The organism is Neobacillus vireti, assembly GCF_036962345.1.
Taxonomy (GTDB): Bacteria; Bacillota; Bacilli; order Bacillales; family Cytobacillaceae; genus Neobacillus; species Neobacillus vireti_A.
The window spans coordinates 446,463-467,011 of record NZ_JBALNB010000005.1; the positions used below are offsets into that span (position 1 = coordinate 446,463).

General features: G+C 39.3%; 24 protein-coding genes and 1 tRNA gene. 8 read left to right on the forward strand and 17 right to left on the reverse strand.

Annotated elements, in window-relative coordinates; genetic code table 11:
• Positions 1–146: 146 nt before the first annotated feature.
• Entirely contained in the window at positions 147–686 is a 540-nt protein-coding gene (locus tag V7108_RS06070) for an NADPH-dependent FMN reductase (protein WP_335515984.1), read from the forward strand.
• Positions 687–733: 47 nt separating this feature from the next.
• On the opposite strand, the gene V7108_RS06075 is transcribed toward V7108_RS06070, so the two are convergent.
• The 7 genes from V7108_RS06075 to V7108_RS06105 all read right to left on the reverse strand — a co-directional run bounded on the left by V7108_RS06075 (position 734) and on the right by V7108_RS06105 (position 8,547).
• Entirely contained in the window at positions 734–1,366 is a 633-nt protein-coding gene (locus V7108_RS06075) for a PspA/IM30 family protein (protein WP_335567560.1), read from the reverse strand.
• A 17-nt stretch (positions 1,367–1,383) separates the two neighbouring features.
• Positions 1,384–1,731, reverse strand: coding sequence for a flagellar basal body rod protein (locus V7108_RS06080; protein ID WP_335519415.1), 348 nt, complete (start codon positions 1,729–1,731; stop codon positions 1,384–1,386).
• A 267-nt stretch (positions 1,732–1,998) separates the two neighbouring features.
• On the reverse strand, positions 1,999–2,157 hold the full coding sequence (locus tag V7108_RS06085) for a hypothetical protein (protein ID WP_335519412.1): 159 nt from the start codon (positions 2,155–2,157) through the stop codon (positions 1,999–2,001).
• 344 nt (positions 2,158–2,501) lie between these two features.
• Entirely contained in the window at positions 2,502–4,088 is a 1,587-nt protein-coding gene (locus tag V7108_RS06090) for a SagB/ThcOx family dehydrogenase (RefSeq protein WP_335567561.1), read from the reverse strand.
• Between the two features lie 22 nt (positions 4,089–4,110).
• Entirely contained in the window at positions 4,111–6,048 is a 1,938-nt protein-coding gene (locus tag V7108_RS06095; RefSeq protein WP_335567562.1) for a TOMM precursor leader peptide-binding protein, read from the reverse strand.
• Complete coding sequence (locus V7108_RS06100; protein WP_335519001.1) at positions 6,048–7,994, reverse strand: putative thiazole-containing bacteriocin maturation protein; 1,947 nt, start codon at positions 7,992–7,994, stop codon at positions 6,048–6,050. Before V7108_RS06100 ends, V7108_RS06095 begins: the two co-directional genes overlap by 1 nt.
• A 283-nt stretch (positions 7,995–8,277) precedes the next feature.
• Positions 8,278–8,547 carry a heterocycloanthracin/sonorensin family bacteriocin gene (locus V7108_RS06105; RefSeq protein WP_335515962.1) on the reverse strand — a complete coding sequence of 90 codons (270 nt, stop codon included), beginning with the start codon at positions 8,545–8,547 and terminating at the stop codon, positions 8,278–8,280.
• A 330-nt stretch (positions 8,548–8,877) separates the two neighbouring features.
• Between V7108_RS06105 and V7108_RS06110 the strand changes: the two genes are divergently transcribed.
• Positions 8,878–9,753: a tyrosine-type recombinase/integrase gene (locus tag V7108_RS06110; protein WP_335567563.1), complete on the forward strand. Its 876-nt coding sequence runs from the start codon at positions 8,878–8,880 to the stop codon at positions 9,751–9,753.
• A 101-nt stretch (positions 9,754–9,854) separates the two neighbouring features.
• Here V7108_RS06110 and V7108_RS06115 read toward each other — a convergent pair.
• Positions 9,855–9,926 (reverse strand) — tRNA-Val (locus V7108_RS06115).
• Between the two features lie 143 nt (positions 9,927–10,069).
• On the opposite strand from V7108_RS06115, the gene V7108_RS06120 reads away from it, so the two are divergent.
• From V7108_RS06120 to V7108_RS06140, 5 genes are all read left to right on the forward strand, one after another.
• Positions 10,070–10,396: a hypothetical protein gene (locus tag V7108_RS06120; RefSeq protein ID WP_335567564.1), complete on the forward strand. Its 327-nt coding sequence runs from the start codon at positions 10,070–10,072 to the stop codon at positions 10,394–10,396.
• A complete protein-coding gene (locus V7108_RS06125) occupies positions 10,384–11,106 on the forward strand; it encodes an alpha/beta hydrolase (RefSeq protein WP_335567565.1) in 723 nt (240 codons plus the stop codon). The genes V7108_RS06120 and V7108_RS06125 overlap by 13 nt, the downstream gene beginning before the upstream one ends.
• Positions 11,107–11,209: 103 nt before the next feature.
• The gene (locus V7108_RS06130; protein WP_335515949.1) at positions 11,210–11,722 is read left to right on the forward strand and encodes a YjcG family protein; all 513 of its coding nucleotides are present in this window, start codon (positions 11,210–11,212) and stop codon (positions 11,720–11,722) included.
• Between the two features lie 6 nt (positions 11,723–11,728).
• A complete protein-coding gene (locus tag V7108_RS06135) occupies positions 11,729–12,151 on the forward strand; it encodes a GNAT family N-acetyltransferase (protein ID WP_335567566.1) in 423 nt (140 codons plus the stop codon).
• A gap of 125 nt (positions 12,152–12,276) precedes the next feature.
• Positions 12,277–14,562, forward strand: coding sequence for a UvrD-helicase domain-containing protein (locus V7108_RS06140; protein ID WP_335567567.1), 2,286 nt, complete (start codon positions 12,277–12,279; stop codon positions 14,560–14,562).
• 80 nt (positions 14,563–14,642) lie between these two features.
• On the opposite strand, the gene V7108_RS06145 is transcribed toward V7108_RS06140, so the two are convergent.
• The 7 genes from V7108_RS06145 to V7108_RS06175 form a co-directional block, all read right to left on the reverse strand.
• Complete coding sequence (locus tag V7108_RS06145) at positions 14,643–14,897, reverse strand: stage VI sporulation protein F (protein ID WP_335515944.1); 255 nt, start codon at positions 14,895–14,897, stop codon at positions 14,643–14,645.
• Positions 14,898–15,034: 137 nt separating this feature from the next.
• Complete coding sequence (locus V7108_RS06150) at positions 15,035–15,160, reverse strand: YjcZ family sporulation protein (protein ID WP_335515941.1); 126 nt, start codon at positions 15,158–15,160, stop codon at positions 15,035–15,037.
• A 105-nt stretch (positions 15,161–15,265) separates the two neighbouring features.
• The gene (spoVAE, locus tag V7108_RS06155) at positions 15,266–15,622 is read right to left on the reverse strand and encodes a stage V sporulation protein AE (RefSeq protein ID WP_335515938.1); all 357 of its coding nucleotides are present in this window, start codon (positions 15,620–15,622) and stop codon (positions 15,266–15,268) included.
• Positions 15,623–15,639: 17 nt separating this feature from the next.
• A complete protein-coding gene (gene spoVAD / locus V7108_RS06160; protein WP_335515935.1) occupies positions 15,640–16,653 on the reverse strand; it encodes a stage V sporulation protein AD in 1,014 nt (337 codons plus the stop codon).
• Positions 16,654–17,130: a stage V sporulation protein AC gene (gene spoVAC, locus V7108_RS06165; protein WP_335515932.1), complete on the reverse strand. Its 477-nt coding sequence runs from the start codon at positions 17,128–17,130 to the stop codon at positions 16,654–16,656.
• A 16-nt stretch (positions 17,131–17,146) separates the two neighbouring features.
• On the reverse strand, positions 17,147–17,527 hold the full coding sequence (locus V7108_RS06170) for a sporulation protein (RefSeq protein ID WP_335515928.1): 381 nt from the start codon (positions 17,525–17,527) through the stop codon (positions 17,147–17,149).
• Positions 17,528–17,960: 433 nt separating this feature from the next.
• Entirely contained in the window at positions 17,961–18,311 is a 351-nt protein-coding gene (locus V7108_RS06175; protein ID WP_335515926.1) for a DUF1360 domain-containing protein, read from the reverse strand.
• Positions 18,312–18,439: 128 nt separating this feature from the next.
• On the opposite strand from V7108_RS06175, the gene V7108_RS06180 reads away from it, so the two are divergent.
• Positions 18,440–18,949 (forward strand): CotY/CotZ family spore coat protein, encoded by a 510-nt coding sequence (locus V7108_RS06180; RefSeq protein WP_335515924.1) that lies wholly within the window; start codon positions 18,440–18,442, stop codon positions 18,947–18,949.
• A gap of 191 nt (positions 18,950–19,140) precedes the next feature.
• Here the strand turns inward: V7108_RS06180 and V7108_RS06185 are convergent, their stop codons facing one another.
• Positions 19,141–19,641: a CotO family spore coat protein gene (locus V7108_RS06185; RefSeq protein ID WP_335515919.1), complete on the reverse strand. Its 501-nt coding sequence runs from the start codon at positions 19,639–19,641 to the stop codon at positions 19,141–19,143.
• Between the two features lie 116 nt (positions 19,642–19,757).
• Positions 19,758–20,528, reverse strand: a complete 771-nt coding sequence (fabI, locus tag V7108_RS06190) for an enoyl-ACP reductase FabI (protein ID WP_335515917.1) — start codon at positions 20,526–20,528, stop codon at positions 19,758–19,760.
• Positions 20,529–20,549: the final 21 nt, after the last annotated feature.

Sequence of the window (20,549 nt, forward strand, 5' to 3'; positions counted from 1 at the left end):
GCTCTACGAATACTTTACCATTACTTTACTACTACTTTACACTTAGAAAGAAATCGGTTAAAAAACAATTAAAAAAAAGTTCTTTGAAAATGAATTACGTTCATGTTAGTGATACTATTAATACTGACTTGAAAGGAGAGATATTCATGAAAATCGTAGCACTTGTGGGTAGTAATCGGAAGGAATCGTTTAACAAAAAACTAGCAGTATATATGCAAAATCGTTATAAGACTGCTGAGATTGAGATTTTGCCTATTGAAAAACTGCCGATGTATAATCAAGATGATGAGTTAACACCTCCTGAAATCGTAACGGAAATTAAGAAAAAGGTGGCAGAAAGCGACGGGGTACTGTTTGTTACACCTGAGTATAACCACTCTATTCCGGCTTTTTTAAAAAATGCCATAGATTGGTTTTCTCGTGTTGATAAAGTAATGACCGGTAAACCTGTTATGATCGTCGGAGGCACCCCAGGAGCATTAGGAACCGCACGTGCTCAAATGCACTTGCGCCAAATATTAAATTCTCCTGGAATATCTGCACTAACTTTACCGGGAAATGAAGTATTTATCGGTGCAATCCATGAAAAGCTTGATGAATCCGGAAAGCTAGTCCATGAACCAACTGTTCAATTCATCGATACAGTAATGGACAATTTTATCAATTGGATAAACAAACAAAAATAATAAAAAACAACGCATGGATTTTTCTGATCCCTGCGTTGTTTTTTGGTTTAGTTTGAAATTTTCATTTCTTTTTCTAATTGTTCGATTCGCGAATCAATTGTTGATTGATTGTATTTTCTATTTACTTGATTCTCAAGAGTGTCGATATAATTTTCAATCTCTTCGAAACGTGTGATTGATTTATTAGAATAAGTGTTTGTTTCTAGTACATGGTTGATTCGATGGTTCGCTCTTGTAACATTTTCACGACCCATCAGCTCCATTCGGCGAAGCTGCATATCTTTGAGTTTATTTTTCATTTCTCCATGTTTTCTTTCAAGTTCGCCTAATTGACCATTTACTTGTTCTAGAGAGGATCTTACTCTTTCAGCCCGGTCGGAATAAACCTGCTGTTCATCTGCAGCAAATTGATACAGTTCTGTTTCTCCTGCCTTCAAGGCAACCTCTGCCTGATACTTTCTTTTTCCCGCCATTTCCTCCGATTGTTGCAGTTCTTTTGTAAATTCATCTTTTAGTGAAGTTTGACGGTCTATCAGCTTTCCGACTTTTTCGGTTTCCTGTTCGCATTGGCGAAGGTATTGATTAAGCAATGCGATTGGATTTTGGTTTTCTTTTTTATCAAGTGCCTCGTTTAAATCTGCTGTAATCGTATTTTTAATTCTTGTGAAAAGGTTAGTCATTTTTTTCTCCCCTTTGTTTAATAATTTTTTAATTCATTCCATTGCTTTTCAAAATTTACAAATGGATCTGATTCTTCATTGGTTACTTTGTGTTTACTTGAATTCCAGTTTTTATAAACCAGATAAAGAATGTAGGCAGCAACGACACCAATAATGGCTGGTGCATTAGAGATGGAAGCCATTAGAAGAATAACTCCGATAACGCCAAGTGCAATTCTTCCTCCTGTCGATTCTGTTTTAAGAAACTGTTTATAGATGAAATATAGAAGCGCCATACTTACTAATAACCCCACCATCGGACCAATTGTAGAAAGTAAGATGATGGCAGCAATTCCACCTGCAATAACTAAACCAAACTTTTTCATTTTGTTTTCCTCCTTCGTTTATCTTGATATCATCTTACCTTTTTTCTCAGTTTCATATAATTGAGCCTGAGCTTGATTTTCAAATAGGTCTGAAGACGTAGAAAGGGTCAGTCCTCTAAAAGGACTGACCCTTTACAAAAAAAATCCTAACATCAAATTGATGTTAGGATTAGTGATGACCTGTGAGGGATTCGAACCCACGCCCCCTTCCCTGTCAAGGAAGTAAAGTTAATCTGATTATAACAGTTTTGTTATGAAATGCCTGATTTAATAGGCAACAGTTCCAGCGTAAAAAGGTTTAGGCTGATTAAATTGGTGGCAGGATATTGGATTTTGCCCCCACCATGCCACCAACTCAACACCAGAGTGTTCCCGCATTCGATATGTCTGGACTGCTGACTGTAGACGCATTAATTGATGTAGCATTGTTCACCTTTCCTTTATCACCGTTACGGTCATCTAGTTGATTACATCATGCCGCCCATTCATGACTAAATATAATAGTATGAAATCAAAAGTAAATTACGGATTATTATCAGGGTTTTACTAATCTTGTGTTAAGGCAAGGGTGTTAGATAACGGTCCTGACTATAATGTTAAAACCTGCCCCGGTACTGGATTTTTTGGAGGCAATACAACAACTAGTGCAATAAATAATTTTTACCCGCTAGTGTCCCGTAAAGTACAAGAAATAATAAATTCAAATCAATGAGAAAAACTAATAAACCCGCATGATGAATGCGGGTTTTATTAGTGCACACTTGTTTTTCCTAGCTAATCAAACTCCCTTTTAACCAGGCGCGGGGACGGTATGGACCGACCGGGATTTGGATTAGGCTTGTTTTTCCTTTCGAATTGATCCCATAAAGTCCATCACATCGGTTCGCATCAAATCCTAATAGCGGGTGCCCTCCCATTCCTAAAGCACACGATACCAAGAGCAATCGTTGCAAGAGTATGCCCGCTTCCATTTGTTGAATGCGGTATCCTCTATATCCCAATTCCTTTTTGAGATGTTCCCTGTCTCCAACAATATGCAGTACTAGCGGAACTTGAAACAGATTTACATTGGGCATTGTTAATCCATTTTGTAAAAACTCTCGAAAATCTCCCTGAGTTATTCTTCGAAGTGCATGAGTGGCATTGTCATAAGAATAGGCACCATTTGGAACTCCTTCCACGTTGTAAAAACTACCATATAAAGAAACAGGACTCTCCACATTCCCTTGTGTACCATCAAGGTCATTCTGATACGAGAAGGAAAAGGTCTCTTTTAACAAAATGGATAACTGCGTTTGACGGACTTGACCCATCATAAAATCGATATCTGGAGAATGCCGCTCTCTGCAAACGGATGCAAGATCGTATGAAAATCGCTCTGCAAAGGGAAGCAGGATCATTTCCGAATCTAAGGAAACTTTCACACTACTATCTTTCTTTATCTTCACAAACGACTCTGTTGTTTCAAACATGGATGCTTCATTAAATTTTCTCAAGCTTGGATAATCTATTACCCTCTTTGAACGGTTATAGGAGGTATGCTCCAACAGCGGCACTTCCCGGCACAATTCAGCGGCAGAAACAATTTCCATTTGATTATGATTGTTGCCTGCACTATTGACATTTTGATTAACAGATAAAGGAATTACGGCATATACACTTTCATCCTGATCAGACAGCCCAAGCAAATGATTAATAGTCCTATCAAGAAATTGGTAGCATACCCGCGAAGAAAACCCTATTCGTTTGGCCACTTCTAAAGATTGCCCAATTAACACACCTGCATCTAACCCTTGGAGCCTGTAGGAAAAATTATTGTATTTATAGAAATTTTTCCAAAATAGCGTCGAGACAAAAACAGTACAGAAACAGTCAGAAAGATCAGAGCTATTCCCAAGGCTTCTTGATAAGTATGAATCGTAATTTCCTTCTCGCAGCAAGAGGAGGCGATGGTGAGCCGCATCATAATGGTAAATTCCCATTGGTGTGTCCTTCAGCTTCACATACACATATAATTCATTGGGATATAACGCCCCGCCAGAAGGTACAAATCTGCGTAATAACTGGGCATAGCTCACAGCACCTTTTTCCTCGGTGTCCTCGATTAAAGCGATTTGCGAGTATTGCGTAAGGCCGTATACATACCATAAGAAATGTCCTAGCTCCTCCCTGCTGGGTTCAGCCTTAGCTTCCCGTCCGCTGAGTGTTAACGGTACATCTGCGTTCAGCGGAATCTCTGGCAAGCCCCGGTACAGTTTATAGGGAAGTGGTGCATCCTCCCAATCCACTTGCCAATCTGGAGGAGCAACTTTTTCCGTATCAAAGTGAAGATGATGTACAAATGTTTCTAGTTCCAATTTAACACCTCCTCCTTTTCAATTATGGGAATGGGTGGGGATCAGAATTAAGCTGTTCATACGATAACGGCTGTTCCATAAATCCAAGTTTCATTGGCACTTTAAGGACCCTCTCCAACCCTTTTACACGGGTCAGGTGATGTCCGAATGTCATCGGTAACATACCAGGGATCAATACCTTCACACAGAATAATCCATTCCGTTTGGTTATCGATGTCGTTTGATCCACCACAATGACCTCCATATCTAACCGGTGGAACCTCTGAAGAATATCCTGAAGATCCTCCTTCAAATCAGTAGTTGCAGGCGTCTCATTAAATTCTTCTGCAAATGTACGTAATGGACGTTGATCATCCAGTAAAAAATTCAGCCGTTCCTCTGCTTCCCGCAGCCCGTAGAGCATACCATGGTCCTCCATGGTACGTACTTCGTACGGATTCTGTAACATATGTTGATATTTCTGCTCGTTTGCCTCCAGTTTTTCGTCATGCACCATCATTCCCGCAAGCTCGTAAATTGCGCTTTTTACAGCCCTTAAAGGATCAGGGTTAGCTCCGGCTGCACAAATGAGGTTTACCCCTTTGGATCTTCTGTTTTTTGCTACTGCCCACACACTTGGAATTCCATGCTCCATCGTCGAATTGAAAAAATGAAGGTCATATCCCGCCGCCTCACGCATACGGTCGACCATCAGCTGTAATTCTTTATCGTTAGCCGAACTAAGGTCAAGACGTGGAAGGGGAAGTTTTGCATACCAGGTTAACAAGAAAGAATCTCGCTCGACAACCTCCATAATGGCATGAAAAATGGCTTCTTCTAAACTACCCCCTAATGCACATCCATTGGAGGTTTCATAAACAAAGCCCTCCCCATGCCCCAAACTGTAATAGGCGAGTAACTGCGGAACCAATACAGAACGTTCTTGTAAAAACGAATAGCCCCAGACCCAATTCATTGGAGTATCAGGATCAAACGGTTTAAAGGGAAACTGAGGCTTTGTATATTGTTCCTTTTCATGCAAACCTACTCTTTCAGGGTTTAGTGCATTTTGCTTTAAATTATGATAACTATCACGAACTACCGTCCTTTTGCCTCGAGGCTCGATTCCGCAATATCGTTCCAACCCCTCTAAAATGGCAGTCAGCTCACTCATTTCATAAGAATTAGACCGGCCAGCGACTCCCTCGTCCGCTTCAAATAAAGGCATGTTTACATAAACATCAGCAAATGGCAGGGTGATATCCTGCATTTTTCCATTCATGATACCAGTACGGTAATCCAGATAGTCTTTGACCAGTACTGTTTTAAATTCATCCATCGAACGGCTGCGATAACCACTGCTATTAAATTTAGGACTAGATTCTAACCTAATTTGAGCTAATTCTGGTGTATCTTCAGGTAATGGACAGCAAATTGGACATGAGGGATTAGGCAGGAAATAGTGAATAAAATTAGTTAACGTTCTTAAGTTAGTAATGAACACTCTTTCTTCTAAATTGCAGGGTTCTCCTTGAAGCACCCTCTGCACCTCGTTACATATCAAAGCTGCCATTTGTGATAGTCCTGTTCTTGATGTCCATGCATCTTGCATGATATCTACTCCTGCTGCCATCTTTAGCTGTAGCTGCCACATTTCTTTCCGATCGGATCCAGCTATCATGCGCCGGATGTCAGCGCAGAATGAACATCCCGGTGTATCGGGGCGAACTAAAGGACCAATGATTCCCTCTCCAAACGAAACGAAACCTCGAAGCCACGGAATCCCAGTGTTCCTGTATTTTTCTTCTGCTTTTTGATGAATGGCTGGATTCCAGGCATCGTGCAGCACCAGAGCTAATTCTGTTTCTGCGGGTACCTCTTCTAATAGGCTTTGACGCCTAACGAGATAATTGCCGGACAATTGATCAAAAACATAATCCGCTAATAAACCCTCTCCGTCAATGAGAATATGGGCGGCCATTAGGATTCCTCCTCTCGAACCTGCACACCATAGACCCCTGCTAATTCCTGTTTTAAAAGAGGTTCAAACGCAAGATCATAAACGATTAGACGTTTGCTGTTTTGGTTCAAAACCTGAATGGAAGATTGTAATAGCTCCAATTGTGTTATTTCTTCACAAGAAGGGACGTCAAGTTTAAATTCCTTTTCTTTCAAAAAAACAGCTGACTCCGATATTCTTTCGGTTGCATGCACCTGATTTTGTTCATCCATAAGCACTTGTTGTAATGCATTCCGTAAAGCCATCGTTGTATTTAAACCTATACGAGTGTAGCGACGTCCCTGCGACTTTACCCAAATTACGGGGAAGCCTAGTATTTCACTTTCTAAACCGATGGTCGGTGTACCATTTAAAGTAGTCAGGGCATTTAAATAAAATCTGCAGCGTTGATCTTCAATTTGTCCCAATTGTACGCGAAAAACAGGATTCAATGGATCGTCCTTTTTATTTCTCAATTCTTTCTCTAAATAGGCTTGCAAGCCGCGACAAACTGCCTCTTCGATTGTTTCACCCGCACCAATGCCGATCAAATCCCCTGCTATGTTTTCACCAGCCTTATCTTTTAGATCACTACATTCCTTGAACATTTGTAAAACATACATTTCAATACCAGTCAGTCCCGCTTCCCTCTTTGCCTCCTCATGTGTAAAACCCGAACAGACAACCTCTGGCAGTAAGTCTGCTGGCCCCTCTGACACTGGATTAGCCGCCTGAACATAACATTGCGAAAGAGGAAGCTGTGTCAAATTTCGCTCCTCCCAGGTATGGAAAATTCCTGTTTCTTCCGAAGTTAATAGACTGAAATATTCCAAGAGGTTACTCGAAGGTTCGTTTTTACTCTTTTCTTGCTTTATCCTTGCATCAAGATCTTCCACCAGTTCAGAAGGGGCAGGTTTATTGGAAACCAATGGATGTGTGATGAATGAAATCCAGTCTCCTTCAAGCGTTTCAAGATCAAGTTTGTAAATTTGGTTACTCTGATTTGACTCTTCAATTCCTGTAGCCTTCTTAAAATATTCGAATACGGTGACATTGGCCAGAATGGCTCCGGCAGTTGTAGAGAAAGATTGGGGCTGCCGATCTAATTGCAATGAAGATTGATGGATTCTGCGCCATGCTGACTCCCAGCATCCCTCTGATTCCGGATGAACCAATGGACCAGCAAGCCCTACTTGTTCTAAACATATGGCAGGAAAAAATGTTTTCTTTTGCTCTTTACAAACCATATTCAGATCCCTAAGTTCATTTACATTTCCATCCGGTGTGACATATAGAATCCAATCATACGGACGCAAAGCTTCTTGCCAAAAACTCCTTCCCTCCCTTTTTTCAAATCGTACCTGCTCAACCTCCACGTCAGCATCAGCATAGTAGGCATTACGCACTAACTCATTTATCCGCAATTGATTTGATGGTACTGAATCAGTCAACATGAAATGGAATTTGGGAAGTCCCGATTCAAGTAATGCGGCAGCCAATGAAACCATAAAGGCTCCAGAACCGATAGCCAGGACTTTCGTTTGACGGTATTCTTGAAAACGGTACGCACCAGAATCTACAAAATTCTCGATAAATTCAATTTGTGAAACATACTTTTCTAGGACTTTTGGGTTTAATTCATGTGTCTTATCTTGGCTAACATCTCGAACAAAGCCACTCTTGTACAAGGTTTCTCCGAGCTCATATACCCTGTTGCGATACTGCTCCGTTAATCCCTCTGTTATATCTCCCAATGAATGCTCTCCGTTAAACAGCGGCATTAATTTTTCAATCCATTGATAGATTGTATTTCCTTCCATTCGGAATGAACTTACGTTATTTCGAAAATACACACCACCCTTTGGATCTGGCAGATAAAATGAATCCCTTTTGACCTTCAAACGTGTGGACGAGGTAAGTTTTGTCATTCAGCTCCTCCTTCATTCAAAGCTATCCTAATTATGCACTATCATTATATGTTCATTTATTTGTCCATTATGAATTTAAAAACGGAAGCGCCCTCGGACCAAGCCAGAGTGCAGTTTGGTCTTGCGATGATTATTCAAAGGAGCTTTCCTTAGTGGTCAGCAGAGTAATCATATTATTTCTGATATTTCCCCCAAAAAAGAAGTGCCTCCTGCGGCACATATCCATGCAGGGGGCACTTCCTTTTTTTAAAATAACGTATTTTTTTCTGAGATTCCAAAACGACTAAATAAAACCGAAGCCAAAACAGCCAAAACCCAAACCGAAACCTAAACCGAAACAGCTAAAACCGAAGCAGCCGCCGCAACCGCCGCAACCGCCACAGCCTCCACAGCCTCCACAACGGAAGCCTCCACAACGGAAACCGCATCCTCCGCAACGGAAACCGCATCCCCCGCAACGACCAAATATACGCATATCTTGGCTGTAAGAATCTATAGGCATTAATTCACCAACTTGGTAATGATCCATCCCTAATGATTGTAACCCATTCATGCATTTTTCCTCCCCTTTGTATTTATTTAACAGGTTGCACCTGCCAAGAGAGTGGAAACGAAGGTAATTTGCCAGTTTTGAGTAACCCAAACTTTAAAGTACCACGAGTACTCTCTTCAACAAAATATGATTTTTTTAGGTTGTTGCCACTGATTTAACAGCCTATTTTACGTTGAAGGTGTGAATAGAAGAAGCATTTCCTAGTCATTGGCTATTTTAGAGCAAAAAAAGACCTCAACCAAATCGGTTGAAAGCCTTTGAAACGCCAATAATTAACGTTTTGAGAACTGAGGTGCACGACGAATTTTACCTACTTTTGGGCACAAACGTATGGACCAAATAAACACCATGCAAATTTTAAATTTTTTAGAAATATTAAGCCAGGATGGGATGAGGTCTGATGGAAAAACAAGCCATTTATCATCTGCAACAATTCAGTTTTACCATAGAATTTTGAAAAACACTTTTAGTAGAGTGGTTGATTGGAAGGTAATAAAAGAGAATCCAGTTGCCAGCATAAAAAAACCAAAGGTAGAATCAAAAAAAGCTAAAGTTTATACCGAGGAACAGGTTAGTACCCTTATGAACCATATTGTACATGAAGATCCAAAATGGCAAATGATTATAACCATAGCCATTACTACCGGGATGCGTAGGGGTAAGATTTTAGCACTAGAATGGGACCATGTGGATTTAGAAAGAGGTAAAATTTACATACAGCAATCACTTACTTATACGAAAGGAAAAGGCTACATTTTCAAGGAGCCAAAAACAAAAAATTCAATTCGGACAATATCATTGGCACCAAGTGTGACAGAACAATTACGGCAGTATAAATTACATAAGAACAAGGAAAAATTAAGTTTGGGAGATAAATGGAATGGTAAAGAACGTTTTTTGCTATTTACTACTTGCGATGGCGAACCAATGTATCCATCGTCAATTTCTTCGTGGTGGAGGAAGCGATTAAAAAAATATGGGCTACCGCAAATTACCTTCCATGAACTTAGACATACATCGGCAACCCTTTTAATAAACGAAGGCGTGCATATGAAAACGATTAGCGCTAGGCTTGGCCAATCAAAAATCGGCATAACCATGGACTTGTACGAGCATGCACTGGATAGTGCTGATGAGGCAGCAGCAAATAAATTTGATCACTTGTTTCAACCAAAGAAAACAGGAAAAGTTATAGGACCAGTATAGTAAGAAATAATCTGCCACCAATTCATCTGTACTAATTAAAAAATGAATCTATAACAATAGATAAAGCCTTGATAACTCAACGTTACCAAGGCTTTGTTTGATGACCTGTGAGGGATTCGAACCCACGACCCCTTCCCTGTCAAGGAAGTGCTCTCCCACTGAGCTAACAAGTCGAATTAAGCTACAAATATAATTATAGTAAAAACGCGAAAAAAGTCAATAGTTATTTATTAGAACACCTATTCTGAAAATAATTGAATAAAGAACAAATGTTCGGATATAATAATACTATATGATTAAGAAAGGCGGGATAGGCATGGATGGGCTTTTATTACGTTCTATAGAAGAACATATGCCGTTAGAGATGATTTATCTATCGGAAGATCAGCAAATTTCACAGCGCCAATTACTTGTGAAAGAAATCAATGATGATTACATTCGAGCTTATTGTCTGCTTCGAAAACAAATTCGTACCTTTCGCCGGGAAAATATCTTATCCATTATGCCAAATACTCGTTCAAATAATCATTTCCTCCATTACCACACCTACCATCCTTCTTCCCTATTGAGCATTTCCTCCATTGTTATGATAAAATGCTGTTGTATATCGAACATTGGGGGAATGGTCACATGGAGATACTAAAAGGCACAATAAAAGAACTGACAATGAAAAGCGTTGAACTTGGGGAAGAAATCCTTCTTCTTATCTATTTGCCTGCAAATTTCTCACCATTATTTAAATACTCCCTGTTGATTGCCCAAGATGGCAGAGATTATTTTCAACTTGGCAGAATTGGACGATTAGCAGATGAGTACCTTTTTGAGCGCGAAATTGAAAAATTAATTATTGTTGGGATATCCTATAAAGATGTAGAGGATCGCCGCAGGAAATACCATCCTGCTGGTAATCAGAATCAGGCATATATTCGCTTTCTAGCTCATGAATTAGTTCCATATCTGGATAAAGAGTTTCCAACCTATCATATGGGCTCCACCAGAGCTCTAATCGGGGACTCTTTAGGAGCAACCGTATCATTAATGACAGCTCTTCACTACCCTCATACCTTTGGAAAAGTAATTCTGCAATCACCATTTGTTGATGAGCAGGTACTTGGTTTAGTCGAAAACTTCACAGAAACAGAGCTTTTAGAAATATATCATATCGTTGGTAATCAAGAAACAGAAGTTCAAATGACAAATGGCAAGACAAGTAACTTTTTAACTCCAAATCGGAAGCTCTCTTCTATCATAAAAAACAAGTCCATTACATATTTCTATGAGGTGTTCGATGGCAATCATACCTGGACCTATTGGCAGCCGGATTTAAAAAGGGCACTAAAGATGATGTTTTAACTGTCATTTCATATTTTTTGAAAATTTGCTATAATAACAAGAAGTTCTTAAGGCAGCACTATTCTAATCGCTGAAAAAATTCTTTTTAATGGAGGTTTATCATATGAAATTTGGGGTTGTAATATTTCCATCAAAAAAACTGCAAGATTTGTCCAACTCGTATCGTAAGCGCTATGACCCGCATTATTCACTCATAACTCCGCACTTAACGTTAAAAAATGCATTTGAAGCAACCGAAGAAGAAGTTGTAACGATCGCAGATAAATTAAGACAAATTGCTGGCAAAACCAATGCCTTCCCATTAAAAACAGAAAAAATCAGTTCTTTCCAACCAGTAAATAATGTTATTTACTTTAAAGTAGAGCCGACTGAAGAGCTAAGTAAATTGCACCATGAAATCAATCAAGAATTTAGTGAACAGAATTTAGAATATGCCTTTGTTCCACATATTACGATTGGTCAAAAACTATCCAATGACGAACATTCAGATGTTTATGGATCATTACGGATGAAAAGATTCGACCATGAAGAAACAATTGACCGCTTCCATTTGCTATACCAATTAGATAATGGTTCTTGGACGGTATACGAAACATTTCGTCTTGGAAAGGAATAATGAATTGTGAATGTAAAAGTTGTAGAAAATGATAAAGAACTAGAAGATGCTTTTTCTGTTAGAAGAACTGTTTTTATTGAAGAGCAAAATGTCCCTGCTGAAGAGGAGATTGATGAGTTAGAAAATGAAGCTGCCCATTTTGTAGCCTACTCGGAAAATTCTCCGATTGCTGCAGGCCGGTTCCGTATTGTTGATGAGTATGGAAAAGTAGAAAGAATTTGTGTGGTAAAAGAAGCAAGAAACACTGGTTCTGGAAAAGCAATGATGAATGAAATTGAGGCTTATGCTCTAAAACAGGGGCTGCATAAATTGAAGCTAAATGCTCAAACACATGCTATCCCATTTTATGCTCGTCTTGGGTATGAGGTTGTTTCGGAGGAATTTTCAGATGCAGGAATTCCCCATAGAACCATGATAAAAAAAATATAATTACATGCACTTGCCTCTTACACGGCAAGTGCTTTTTATATTCTTTCAAAGTTCAAGGCCTTTTCGATTTAATTCAGTTTTGATATGATGGAATTTGTCGTATTTCAGAAAAAAGAGGCTAAAAAATGAAAACTGCTATGAATCATAATCAAAGGATTGTTCTTGAACAGGTATCCAGAGAACAATATCAACGAATCTATTTACAAGGAAAAAATGGTGACTTAACTTGTCCTGTTTGCCTTGGAAAAGTACGTTTGTTTCTGGGAATACAGGAACAACCTCATTTTTATCATATAAAATCCCCGGAGAGGGCATGTCCGGAACCAGTTATAGAAGAACGTGAACCGATTATCGTCGAGCGGAATGGATTTCGTATTCCCCAAGGAAGAACGATTATTGAAACAACCAAAAGTACCGGTTTATTCCAACCTGCGAAAAGGATAGAATGCACGATACCCTTTAATAAAACGAATAACGCTTTCCTACTAAAAAATGACTCCTATTTACTCCAGCTGGCTTCCAATGGAGTAGTTCTTGATGACAATCAGGCAGCTGCTGTGATTGAAACAGAAGGTTCCTTATTAGTCCTGGCCGGTGCTGGGAGCGGCAAGACAAGAGTCTTAACTGCAAGAACTGCCTATATGCTATATGTAAAAAATATCGATCCGCGCACCATAATGCTTGTTACCTTTACTTCTAAAGCGGCCGGAGAAATGAAAAATCGTTTACTTTCGTATCCCGGTATTAGGAAGGATCAAATAAATCAGTTGGTGACAGGTACCTTCCATAGTATTTTTTACCGAATTCTAATGTTCCACGAAGGGAGTAATTGGTCTTCGGAACGTCTTTTGAAAAAGGATTGGCAGCGGGATAAGATTTTGAAAGAAGCAGGAAAGGAACTTGATTTGTCTGAGAAAGAATTTGCCTATGATTTAGCGCTTCAGCAAATTGGTTTTTGGAAGAACTCGTTACTTTTTCCACAGAATGTAAAACCGACATCCGATTGGGAAGAAAAAGTTGCCTTCCTCTATAAAAAATACGAGGAATATAAAGCAAAAGAAGGTCTGTTTGATTTTGATGATATGCTGATCGGCTGCTATCAGCTTCTGAGTTCCACCCCAGCTCTTCTCGAATTATATCAAAACCGGTTTCACTATTTTCTAATTGATGAATTTCAGGACATCAATAAAGTTCAGTATGAACTGATAAAGCTGTTATCAGGCAAGCACAAAAATGTCTGTGCTGTAGGGGATGACGATCAGTCTATCTATTCCTTTCGAGGTAGTGACCCAAGTTATCTGCTGGATTTTGAAAAGGACTTTCCCTATGCAAAGATGGTGACACTTGAACAAAATTATCGGTCATCTCATGAAATTATCTCTGCTGCCAATGAAATGATTTCGAAAAATAAAATTAGAAGAATCAAGAAAATGAAGGCACAATTTGAATCGGCAACACCCCCCCTTCTCTTCTTCCCCTTTGATGAGGAAGAGGAAGCAACGATGATTGTAACGGACATTCAAGAGAAAATTTTGCAAGGTGCAACCCCATCTGATTTTGCGATTTTATTCCGGACTAATGCAGGTTCACGTGCTGTATTCGAACGCTTAGCAAGTTCGAATCTGCCTTTTAAAATTGATTTGGATTCAGAAGCTTTTTACGGACGTCGAATTGTAAAAAGCGTTCTATCTTTTCTAAAATTAAGCTTAAATGAGGATGAACATCAGGCAATATCTGATATTTTGCCTATTCTTTTTTTAAAGCAGACAGTCATAAAAGACTTAAAGGCTGAAAGCATACTTAACGATTGTACTTATCTAGAGGCGCTTTCGCATGTAAAAACAAAGCATTCATTTCAGGAAAAAAAACTAAAACAAGCTGTACAATTGATTCGATCTTTGAAATTTACTTCTCCTCTTAAGTCAATTGAAATCATTGAAAAGGAACTAGGTTTCCTTGACTTTTTGAAAAAGAGAGGAAATGAATCGAATAAGCAGGAGAAAGGCTCTGATGATTTAAAGGATTTAAAGGTGGCGGCTAAAAGCTTTGATAACATTCAAGCTTTATTGTCACATGCAGAACATATGTCAGCGATGAATAAAGAAATTAAAAATTTAAGCAAGCACTTTACAGAAGCAATTAGCCTTAGTACCATTCACCGGGCTAAAGGCTTAGAATACAAAAACGTGTATATCATTGGATCGGTTGATGGCAGCCTCCCGCATGATTATGCATTGGATAGCAGTAGGAATGGTGATTTTACAGCACTTGAAGAAGAAAGACGGCTTTTCTATGTAGCGATGACCCGGGCTAAGCAATGGCTCCATATCTCTGTTCCTCAGAATCGAAGAGGCAAAAAGGCTCATCCCACCCGTTTTATAACACCATTACTGAAAAAGAAGAAAAGGTAATAGATCTATGGCCAGTTTCCATTAAGGGAACTGGCCATTTTTATTAATGTGTAGCTTAAGGACCTATGCTACCACTTTGCTTATTTCTTATTGATCATCTTAGATATGGTATTGAAATCTAGTTGTTTACCATCGTTAATGATGGATTGAACAATTTTATCTTCCATTTCTTGATTCACTGGCTTATTCGCAATTTGCGACACACGACGAATAACATTTCGAACGGTTTTTTCATCTTTAAAATTTGCATTTTGTAAGGAATTAGCTAATTCAAAAATATCTTTCATATTAACGCCAGTTTTCTTCTCGACGTTTTTAAAGAATCCATTATCCATGATAAATATCACACTCCCTCATAAACTACTCATAGTGTATGAAGGAAGTAAAAAAATGTGAAACAAATGTCAAAAGAAAAGGCTGGCCTCTGAAATGGCCAAACCCTTTCTTTTCCACTGCAAGTTTGTGCAGTTTTTTAATAAAAGCTTGCACCAACGATGATTAAAAGAATGAATAACACAACGATTAAAACAAATGTTGAACCGCCGCCGTATCCACCACCGTAGCCATAGCCGCCATAGCCGCCATATCCACAGAACATAGAGTGTCACCTCACTTTGTAAGTCTCATTTATAACATATGAGATATAGCTTCAAAGTGTACCGGGCTCTCCCCTAAGGACAACCTGTGAAAAGTGTAAAACTTTTTACCCCTTTGGTTTAAAGAGTAACGCACCGATAAATCCAAAAATAATAGCTGCTGAAATTCCTGAACTGGTTACTTGAAACATACCTGTTAACACACCAATCAGCCCATGCTTCTCTGCGTCCTGAAGTGCCCCGTGCACCAAGGAATTACCAAAGCTTGTGATTGGTATAGTAGCTCCAGCCCCAGCAAAATTCATGAGCGGCTCATACAGACCGAAACCATCTAAAATGGCACCTGCTACAACAAGCAGGCTTAATGTATGCCCAGGTGTAAGCTTAGCAACATCAAATAAAAGCTGCCCAATAACGCAAATGATTCCTCCAACAACAAATGCCCAAAAAAACATTGCAAACAACGAAATTACCTCCCCTCTTACATCATTTCAATTGCTACTGCATGTGCAATACATGGAATGGATTCCTTTTGTTGAAAACTAAGAGGCGACAACAAAGCACCTGTTGCAACAACTAATATTCTCCTATACATTCCCTTTTTCATTTGATTCAATAAATGACCATATAAAACGGTTGCTGAGCAGCCTGCGCCGCTTGCCCCAGCCTGAACCGGCTGATCCTCTTTATAAATCAATAGGCCACAATCTTGAAATTGCTTCCTATCTAATTTAAGCCCGCTTTTGCAAAGTAATTCAAAGGCAGTATCATGTCCAATTCTACCCAAATCACCAGTAATAATTAAATCATAGTGGGAAGGATCTAATTCCATATCCCGAAAATGTGCCATAATCGTATCCGCAGCGGCCGGTGCCATGGCACCTCCCATATTAAAGGGATCCGACAATCCCATGTCCATAACTTTTCCAATCGTTGCAGAAGTGGTAACAGGCAGTTGTTGTTCAGGAGTGTTCTCTGTAATAAGTGCCACCCCAGCTCCAGTAACCGTCCATTGAGCTGTTGGCGGCTTCTGCCCTCCATACTCAGTTGGATAACGAAATTGTTTTTCCGTTGCAGCATTATGGCTGGAGGCACCTGTTAATACATTTTTAGCGCCTTGGTAGTTGATGACAAAAGAGGCTAATGCCAACCCTTCCATTGAAGTTGAGCATGCACCAAAAAGTCCAAAATAAGGTATTTGCATGGTTCTTGCAGCAAAGCTGGTAGGAGTGATTTGATTAATTAAGTCTCCAGCAAATAAAAATTCAATTTGTTCTTTCTCCATTTTGGCTTTTGCTAATGTTGTTTTAATGGCTTCCTCAAGCAGCACCCGTTGTGCTTTTTCGTATGAATCCATCCCCATCCATAAATCTTCATGTAAGATATCAAAATCATCAGCTAAGTTCCCATTAGCCTCAAAGGGCCCCCCGGAAACACCTGTAGCTGCTATCATTGGCCGATTATGAAAGACCCAAGATTGATGCCCTTTTAACAATTACAAAACCCCCCACATTCCCAGTAACGTTTTAATTAGCGCAACAACAAACGCAGAGAATACTCCAAAAAGAATAACTGAGCCGGCCAGTTTAAACATATTGCCGCCAACACCCAATACAAACCCTTCCGTTCGGTGCTCAATTGCAGCCGAAATCACAGCATTACCAAATCCGGTGACAGGCACCGCACTCCCTGCACCTGCAAATTGTCCAAGACGGTCATATATACCGAAGCCAGTTAGCAGCATCGATAAAAATACCATTGTCGCAACGGTCGGATTCCCGACATTTTGTTCAGTAAAGTCAAAAAAGTAAATATAAAAATAACTAATTGCTTGACCTACAACACATATTAACCCGCCAACCCAAAAGGCCTTTATGCAATTTTTTAGCACTGGCCTTTTCAATTCATGCTTTTGTTGGAGTTGTTGATATTTTTGTTGCTGCGGCGTCATATTTTTTTGCTTGCTCGCCATATATTGTCATCCCTTCTCACTTCATATCTGATGTCATCTTAACAATTTCGTTTAGCCTTTTCTCAGCCTGTTTATCGGAAAGGGTTCCATTTTTCTTCCTTTCTATAAGCCGGGTAGCTTCTAAAAATATCTTATAATCACTCGAAACAGTAAATTCATCTTTTGGATATTTATCTTCCAGTGATTTGGTTAGGTTCTTTTCGATTTTCTTCATGTTGAAACGCTGCATATGCTTTACTTTATAAACGACAAGTGTTGCCTTTTTGCCCTTCACTACTGCTACATCATAAATTTCATCATAATCGCTGACTTCCTTCTTAATCTTTTTTACGTTGTCCTCACTGTTATTATCCACTGTAACAGTTGGGTTAGGATTGGTCGTTTTCATGAGAGCCATATTGCTTTCCTTCAGCTTTTGATCTTGACTACAGGAGCTCACGAAGAGAACGCTAGTGATTAATATAAATCGTATTATGTAGACCATTTTATTTCCTTCCCTTATTCAAATTATAGGAATTACACTATGGGTTAGTTTTTTCGAGTTTAAGCTAAATTATGACTAGACGGTACTAACATTTTTTTACTTGTTTTTTGAAAAAGAAAAACTGCCAATATGCACTGGCAGTTTACCCGATTATCTTTTAGTTTTTTTATTACAACCGCAACCTTTTTTCCGCCCTTGCTTATTCGTTTGAGAAGGCTTCGTAGCTTGGGTTTTCTTATTCTGACTGTTCATGAATCACCACTCCCATAAAGAATTTTCTCCTACTTCTAAGATATGAGAGCTTGACAACCTTGTCTAAGGCGGACGACTATTTCCACTAAATTTTCTATAACCATAGCTGGATTAATGTTTCCAATATCGCTGCTATACCGGCTACAGCAAGAATAAGAATTATAGGGACAAAAATGATTGGTAACCAAAGGTATCCTGCGACGACAAATACAGACATCCATACTCCTGTACACCAATAACAGCTAAGAAGCTCCCCAATAAATTTTCTCATTGGTGTCTCTTTAGGAACATAATATATTTCCATTGTCCCCTCTTCATTTTCTTCCCTGACTTCATCAAAGAATGGAGCACGGATAAACTCTGTTATTTTATCAAAGACAAATAGCCTGGTCAGCCGGAAACTGGCTAAGGCCAATAGTAAAAAATCGAAAAGGTCAACATTCATTAAATTCTAGTCCTTTCCTTAAATTTTCGCCTAATTTACTTCAAAAAGGCGATTGTCCGTTACCCAATAGGTACTGTTGAAATATGTTAGTAATGTAAGATATATATCACAGATAGGAGGAGTAATTAATGGGTTGTGGCCGAAATAGTGACGAGCGCAGCACCAGTGGCTGTGTATGCGATGTCGTTCGTGCAATAAAAGACATCCAGGATAATGCTGTACAAGATGATGATTGCCTAGATTGCCCAAGTTGTTTCTTGGAACCACTTGGTACATTGGTTTCACCGGCTAGAGATCGCGCTGATACACGTGTTTTTATATTAAAAAACGCTGATGGATCACCTTTCCACGCGTTCTTTATGCCAACAAACGGAGCATGCGTTTCAATTTACTTCCGCGTTGAGGATGTATTTGATAATTGCTGTGCAACACTTCGTGTTTTAGAGCCAGGAAACAGGGCCAATGGTAGATTTACGCCGGTTGACCTCGTTGGCGGAGGCGAAGTATGCTGTATTAACCTTGAAAGAGTATGCCAGGTTAACGCATTTCGTTCTACCAATGACTGTATTACGGTTGATTTAAATTGTTTCTGTGCTATACAGTGTATTGCTGATGTAGACCTTGGACTATGCGATTAATAATTGGGTATAAAATGAGCCAGTCGATAATCCGGCTGGCTTTTTTTAATAGTTAAGATAAGTTTTTAGACCTAGATTACTGTCCAGCTCAAGACCATACCCCGCTGACCACTAAGGAAAGCTCCTTCGAATAATCATCGCAGGACAAAGCCGCACTTTGGCTTGGTCCGAGGGCGCATGTGTTTTACTTATTACCTTTTTATCCCAATCAAAATGATGTCTTTTATATTTTTGACTGGTATGGTTTCTGTTGTTTGATTTGGAATTCTAATGGTTATTTCTTGTTCGTTGTATTCTACTAAATAACCTTGGTAACTCTTTTCTTCCGTATAAAAAACGCATGGAACAGGCGGCAATGCCTTAGGGAAGTTAGCCAGGTATTCTAAACGTTCAATCAGGTTCATTTCCTTAAAGCCTTTTACTCGGTTGAAATTTCGTTGTTTTTCTTGATTTGTTTGAGCTTTATTCTCCTTTTTCACTTCTTTTTTCTTAGACACTTTAGGTAGATCAGTCTTGGCCAGTGAGACCTCGAATACCTCTTTCTTTTCTTTTTCCTCCTCTAGCTGTGGTTCTTCGATTGGCAGCTGGACCTCCTGTCTATTTGTAAATATTTCCTGATTATTTTTTACAGGTGTATTTAGAAAAGTCTGAGATACATACAATAACGGTCCCTTTTTTGTGTTTTTCTCCACCCAATTCACCTCCATTTACATAGCCCTACACTTTATATGTATGCAAATTGGGTATCCTCGTTCACAAAATTTGGCATAGAAAAAGCCCGCTAATCAATTATTAGCGGGCATTACAATTATTTAATGTGAAATCCGGAATCAACGTGAATATTTTCACCCGTGATTCCACGAGAAAGGTCGCTGAATAAAAATAGTGCTGTGTCACCGACTTCTTCTGGCGTTGTGGCTCTACGTAACGGAGCTTTTTCTTCAATCAATTTTGTAATTAAATTAAAATCACTGATACCTTTTGCTGACAAGGTTCTTATAGGACCAGCTGAGATTGAATTGACACGAATTCCTTCCTTACCTAGGTCTTCAGCCAAATAACGAACACTTGCATCCAGTGAAGCCTTTGCAACTCCCATTACATTATAATTCTGAACGACTCGTTCTCCACCTAAATACGTTAGTGTTACGATACTTCCGCCTTCTGTCATCAATCCTCTGGCCTCTTTTGCTACAGCCGTTAACGAGTAAGAACTAATATTGTGGGCCAGCAAGAAGCCTTCTCTGGTTGTGTTTAAGTATTCTCCGCTTAATTCTTCTTTATTAGCAAATGCGATACAGTGTGCAATACCGTGGATCGTTCCAACAGTTTCTTTAATCTCAGCAAAGCACTTAGCCACTTCCTCATCAATCGTTACATCACATGGAAGTACAAGTGTTCCTTCAGCTTCTAATGATTCCGCTAATTCACGGACACTGCTTTCCAGCCTTTCCCCTGCATAAGTAAAAATTAAACGCGCACCTGCACTGTGCAAGGAGCGAGCAATTCCCCAAGCAATACTTCGTTTATTTGCTACACCCATTACCACGTATGTTTTTCCTTTTAAAGAAAGATTCATAAAGAAAAAGTCCTCCCATTT

Coding starts and splice junctions, on each gene's coding strand:
- V7108_RS06070 (WP_335515984.1), top strand. CDS start 147: ATGAAAATCGTAGCACTTGTGGGTAGTAATCGGAAGGAATCGTTTAAC.
- V7108_RS06075 (WP_335567560.1), bottom strand. CDS start 1,366: ATGACTAACCTTTTCACAAGAATTAAAAATACGATTACAGCAGATTTA.
- V7108_RS06080 (WP_335519415.1), bottom strand. CDS start 1,731: ATGAAAAAGTTTGGTTTAGTTATTGCAGGTGGAATTGCTGCCATCATC.
- V7108_RS06085 (WP_335519412.1), bottom strand. CDS start 2,157: ATGCTACATCAATTAATGCGTCTACAGTCAGCAGTCCAGACATATCGA.
- V7108_RS06095 (WP_335567562.1), bottom strand. CDS start 6,048: ATGGCCGCCCATATTCTCATTGACGGAGAGGGTTTATTAGCGGATTAT.
- V7108_RS06100 (WP_335519001.1), bottom strand. CDS start 7,994: ATGACAAAACTTACCTCGTCCACACGTTTGAAGGTCAAAAGGGATTCA.
- V7108_RS06105 (WP_335515962.1), bottom strand. CDS start 8,547: ATGAATGGGTTACAATCATTAGGGATGGATCATTACCAAGTTGGTGAA.
- V7108_RS06110 (WP_335567563.1), top strand. CDS start 8,878: ATGGACCAAATAAACACCATGCAAATTTTAAATTTTTTAGAAATATTA.
- V7108_RS06120 (WP_335567564.1), top strand. CDS start 10,070: ATGGATGGGCTTTTATTACGTTCTATAGAAGAACATATGCCGTTAGAG.
- V7108_RS06125 (WP_335567565.1), top strand. CDS start 10,384: ATGGAGATACTAAAAGGCACAATAAAAGAACTGACAATGAAAAGCGTT.
- V7108_RS06130 (WP_335515949.1), top strand. CDS start 11,210: ATGAAATTTGGGGTTGTAATATTTCCATCAAAAAAACTGCAAGATTTG.
- V7108_RS06140 (WP_335567567.1), top strand. CDS start 12,277: ATGAAAACTGCTATGAATCATAATCAAAGGATTGTTCTTGAACAGGTA.
- V7108_RS06145 (WP_335515944.1), bottom strand. CDS start 14,897: ATGGATAATGGATTCTTTAAAAACGTCGAGAAGAAAACTGGCGTTAAT.
- V7108_RS06150 (WP_335515941.1), bottom strand. CDS start 15,160: ATGTTCTGTGGATATGGCGGCTATGGCGGCTATGGCTACGGTGGTGGA.
- spoVAC (WP_335515932.1), bottom strand. CDS start 17,130: ATGGCGAGCAAGCAAAAAAATATGACGCCGCAGCAACAAAAATATCAA.
- V7108_RS06170 (WP_335515928.1), bottom strand. CDS start 17,527: ATGGCTCTCATGAAAACGACCAATCCTAACCCAACTGTTACAGTGGAT.
- V7108_RS06175 (WP_335515926.1), bottom strand. CDS start 18,311: ATGAATGTTGACCTTTTCGATTTTTTACTATTGGCCTTAGCCAGTTTC.
- V7108_RS06180 (WP_335515924.1), top strand. CDS start 18,440: ATGGGTTGTGGCCGAAATAGTGACGAGCGCAGCACCAGTGGCTGTGTA.
- fabI (WP_335515917.1), bottom strand. CDS start 20,528: ATGAATCTTTCTTTAAAAGGAAAAACATACGTGGTAATGGGTGTAGCA.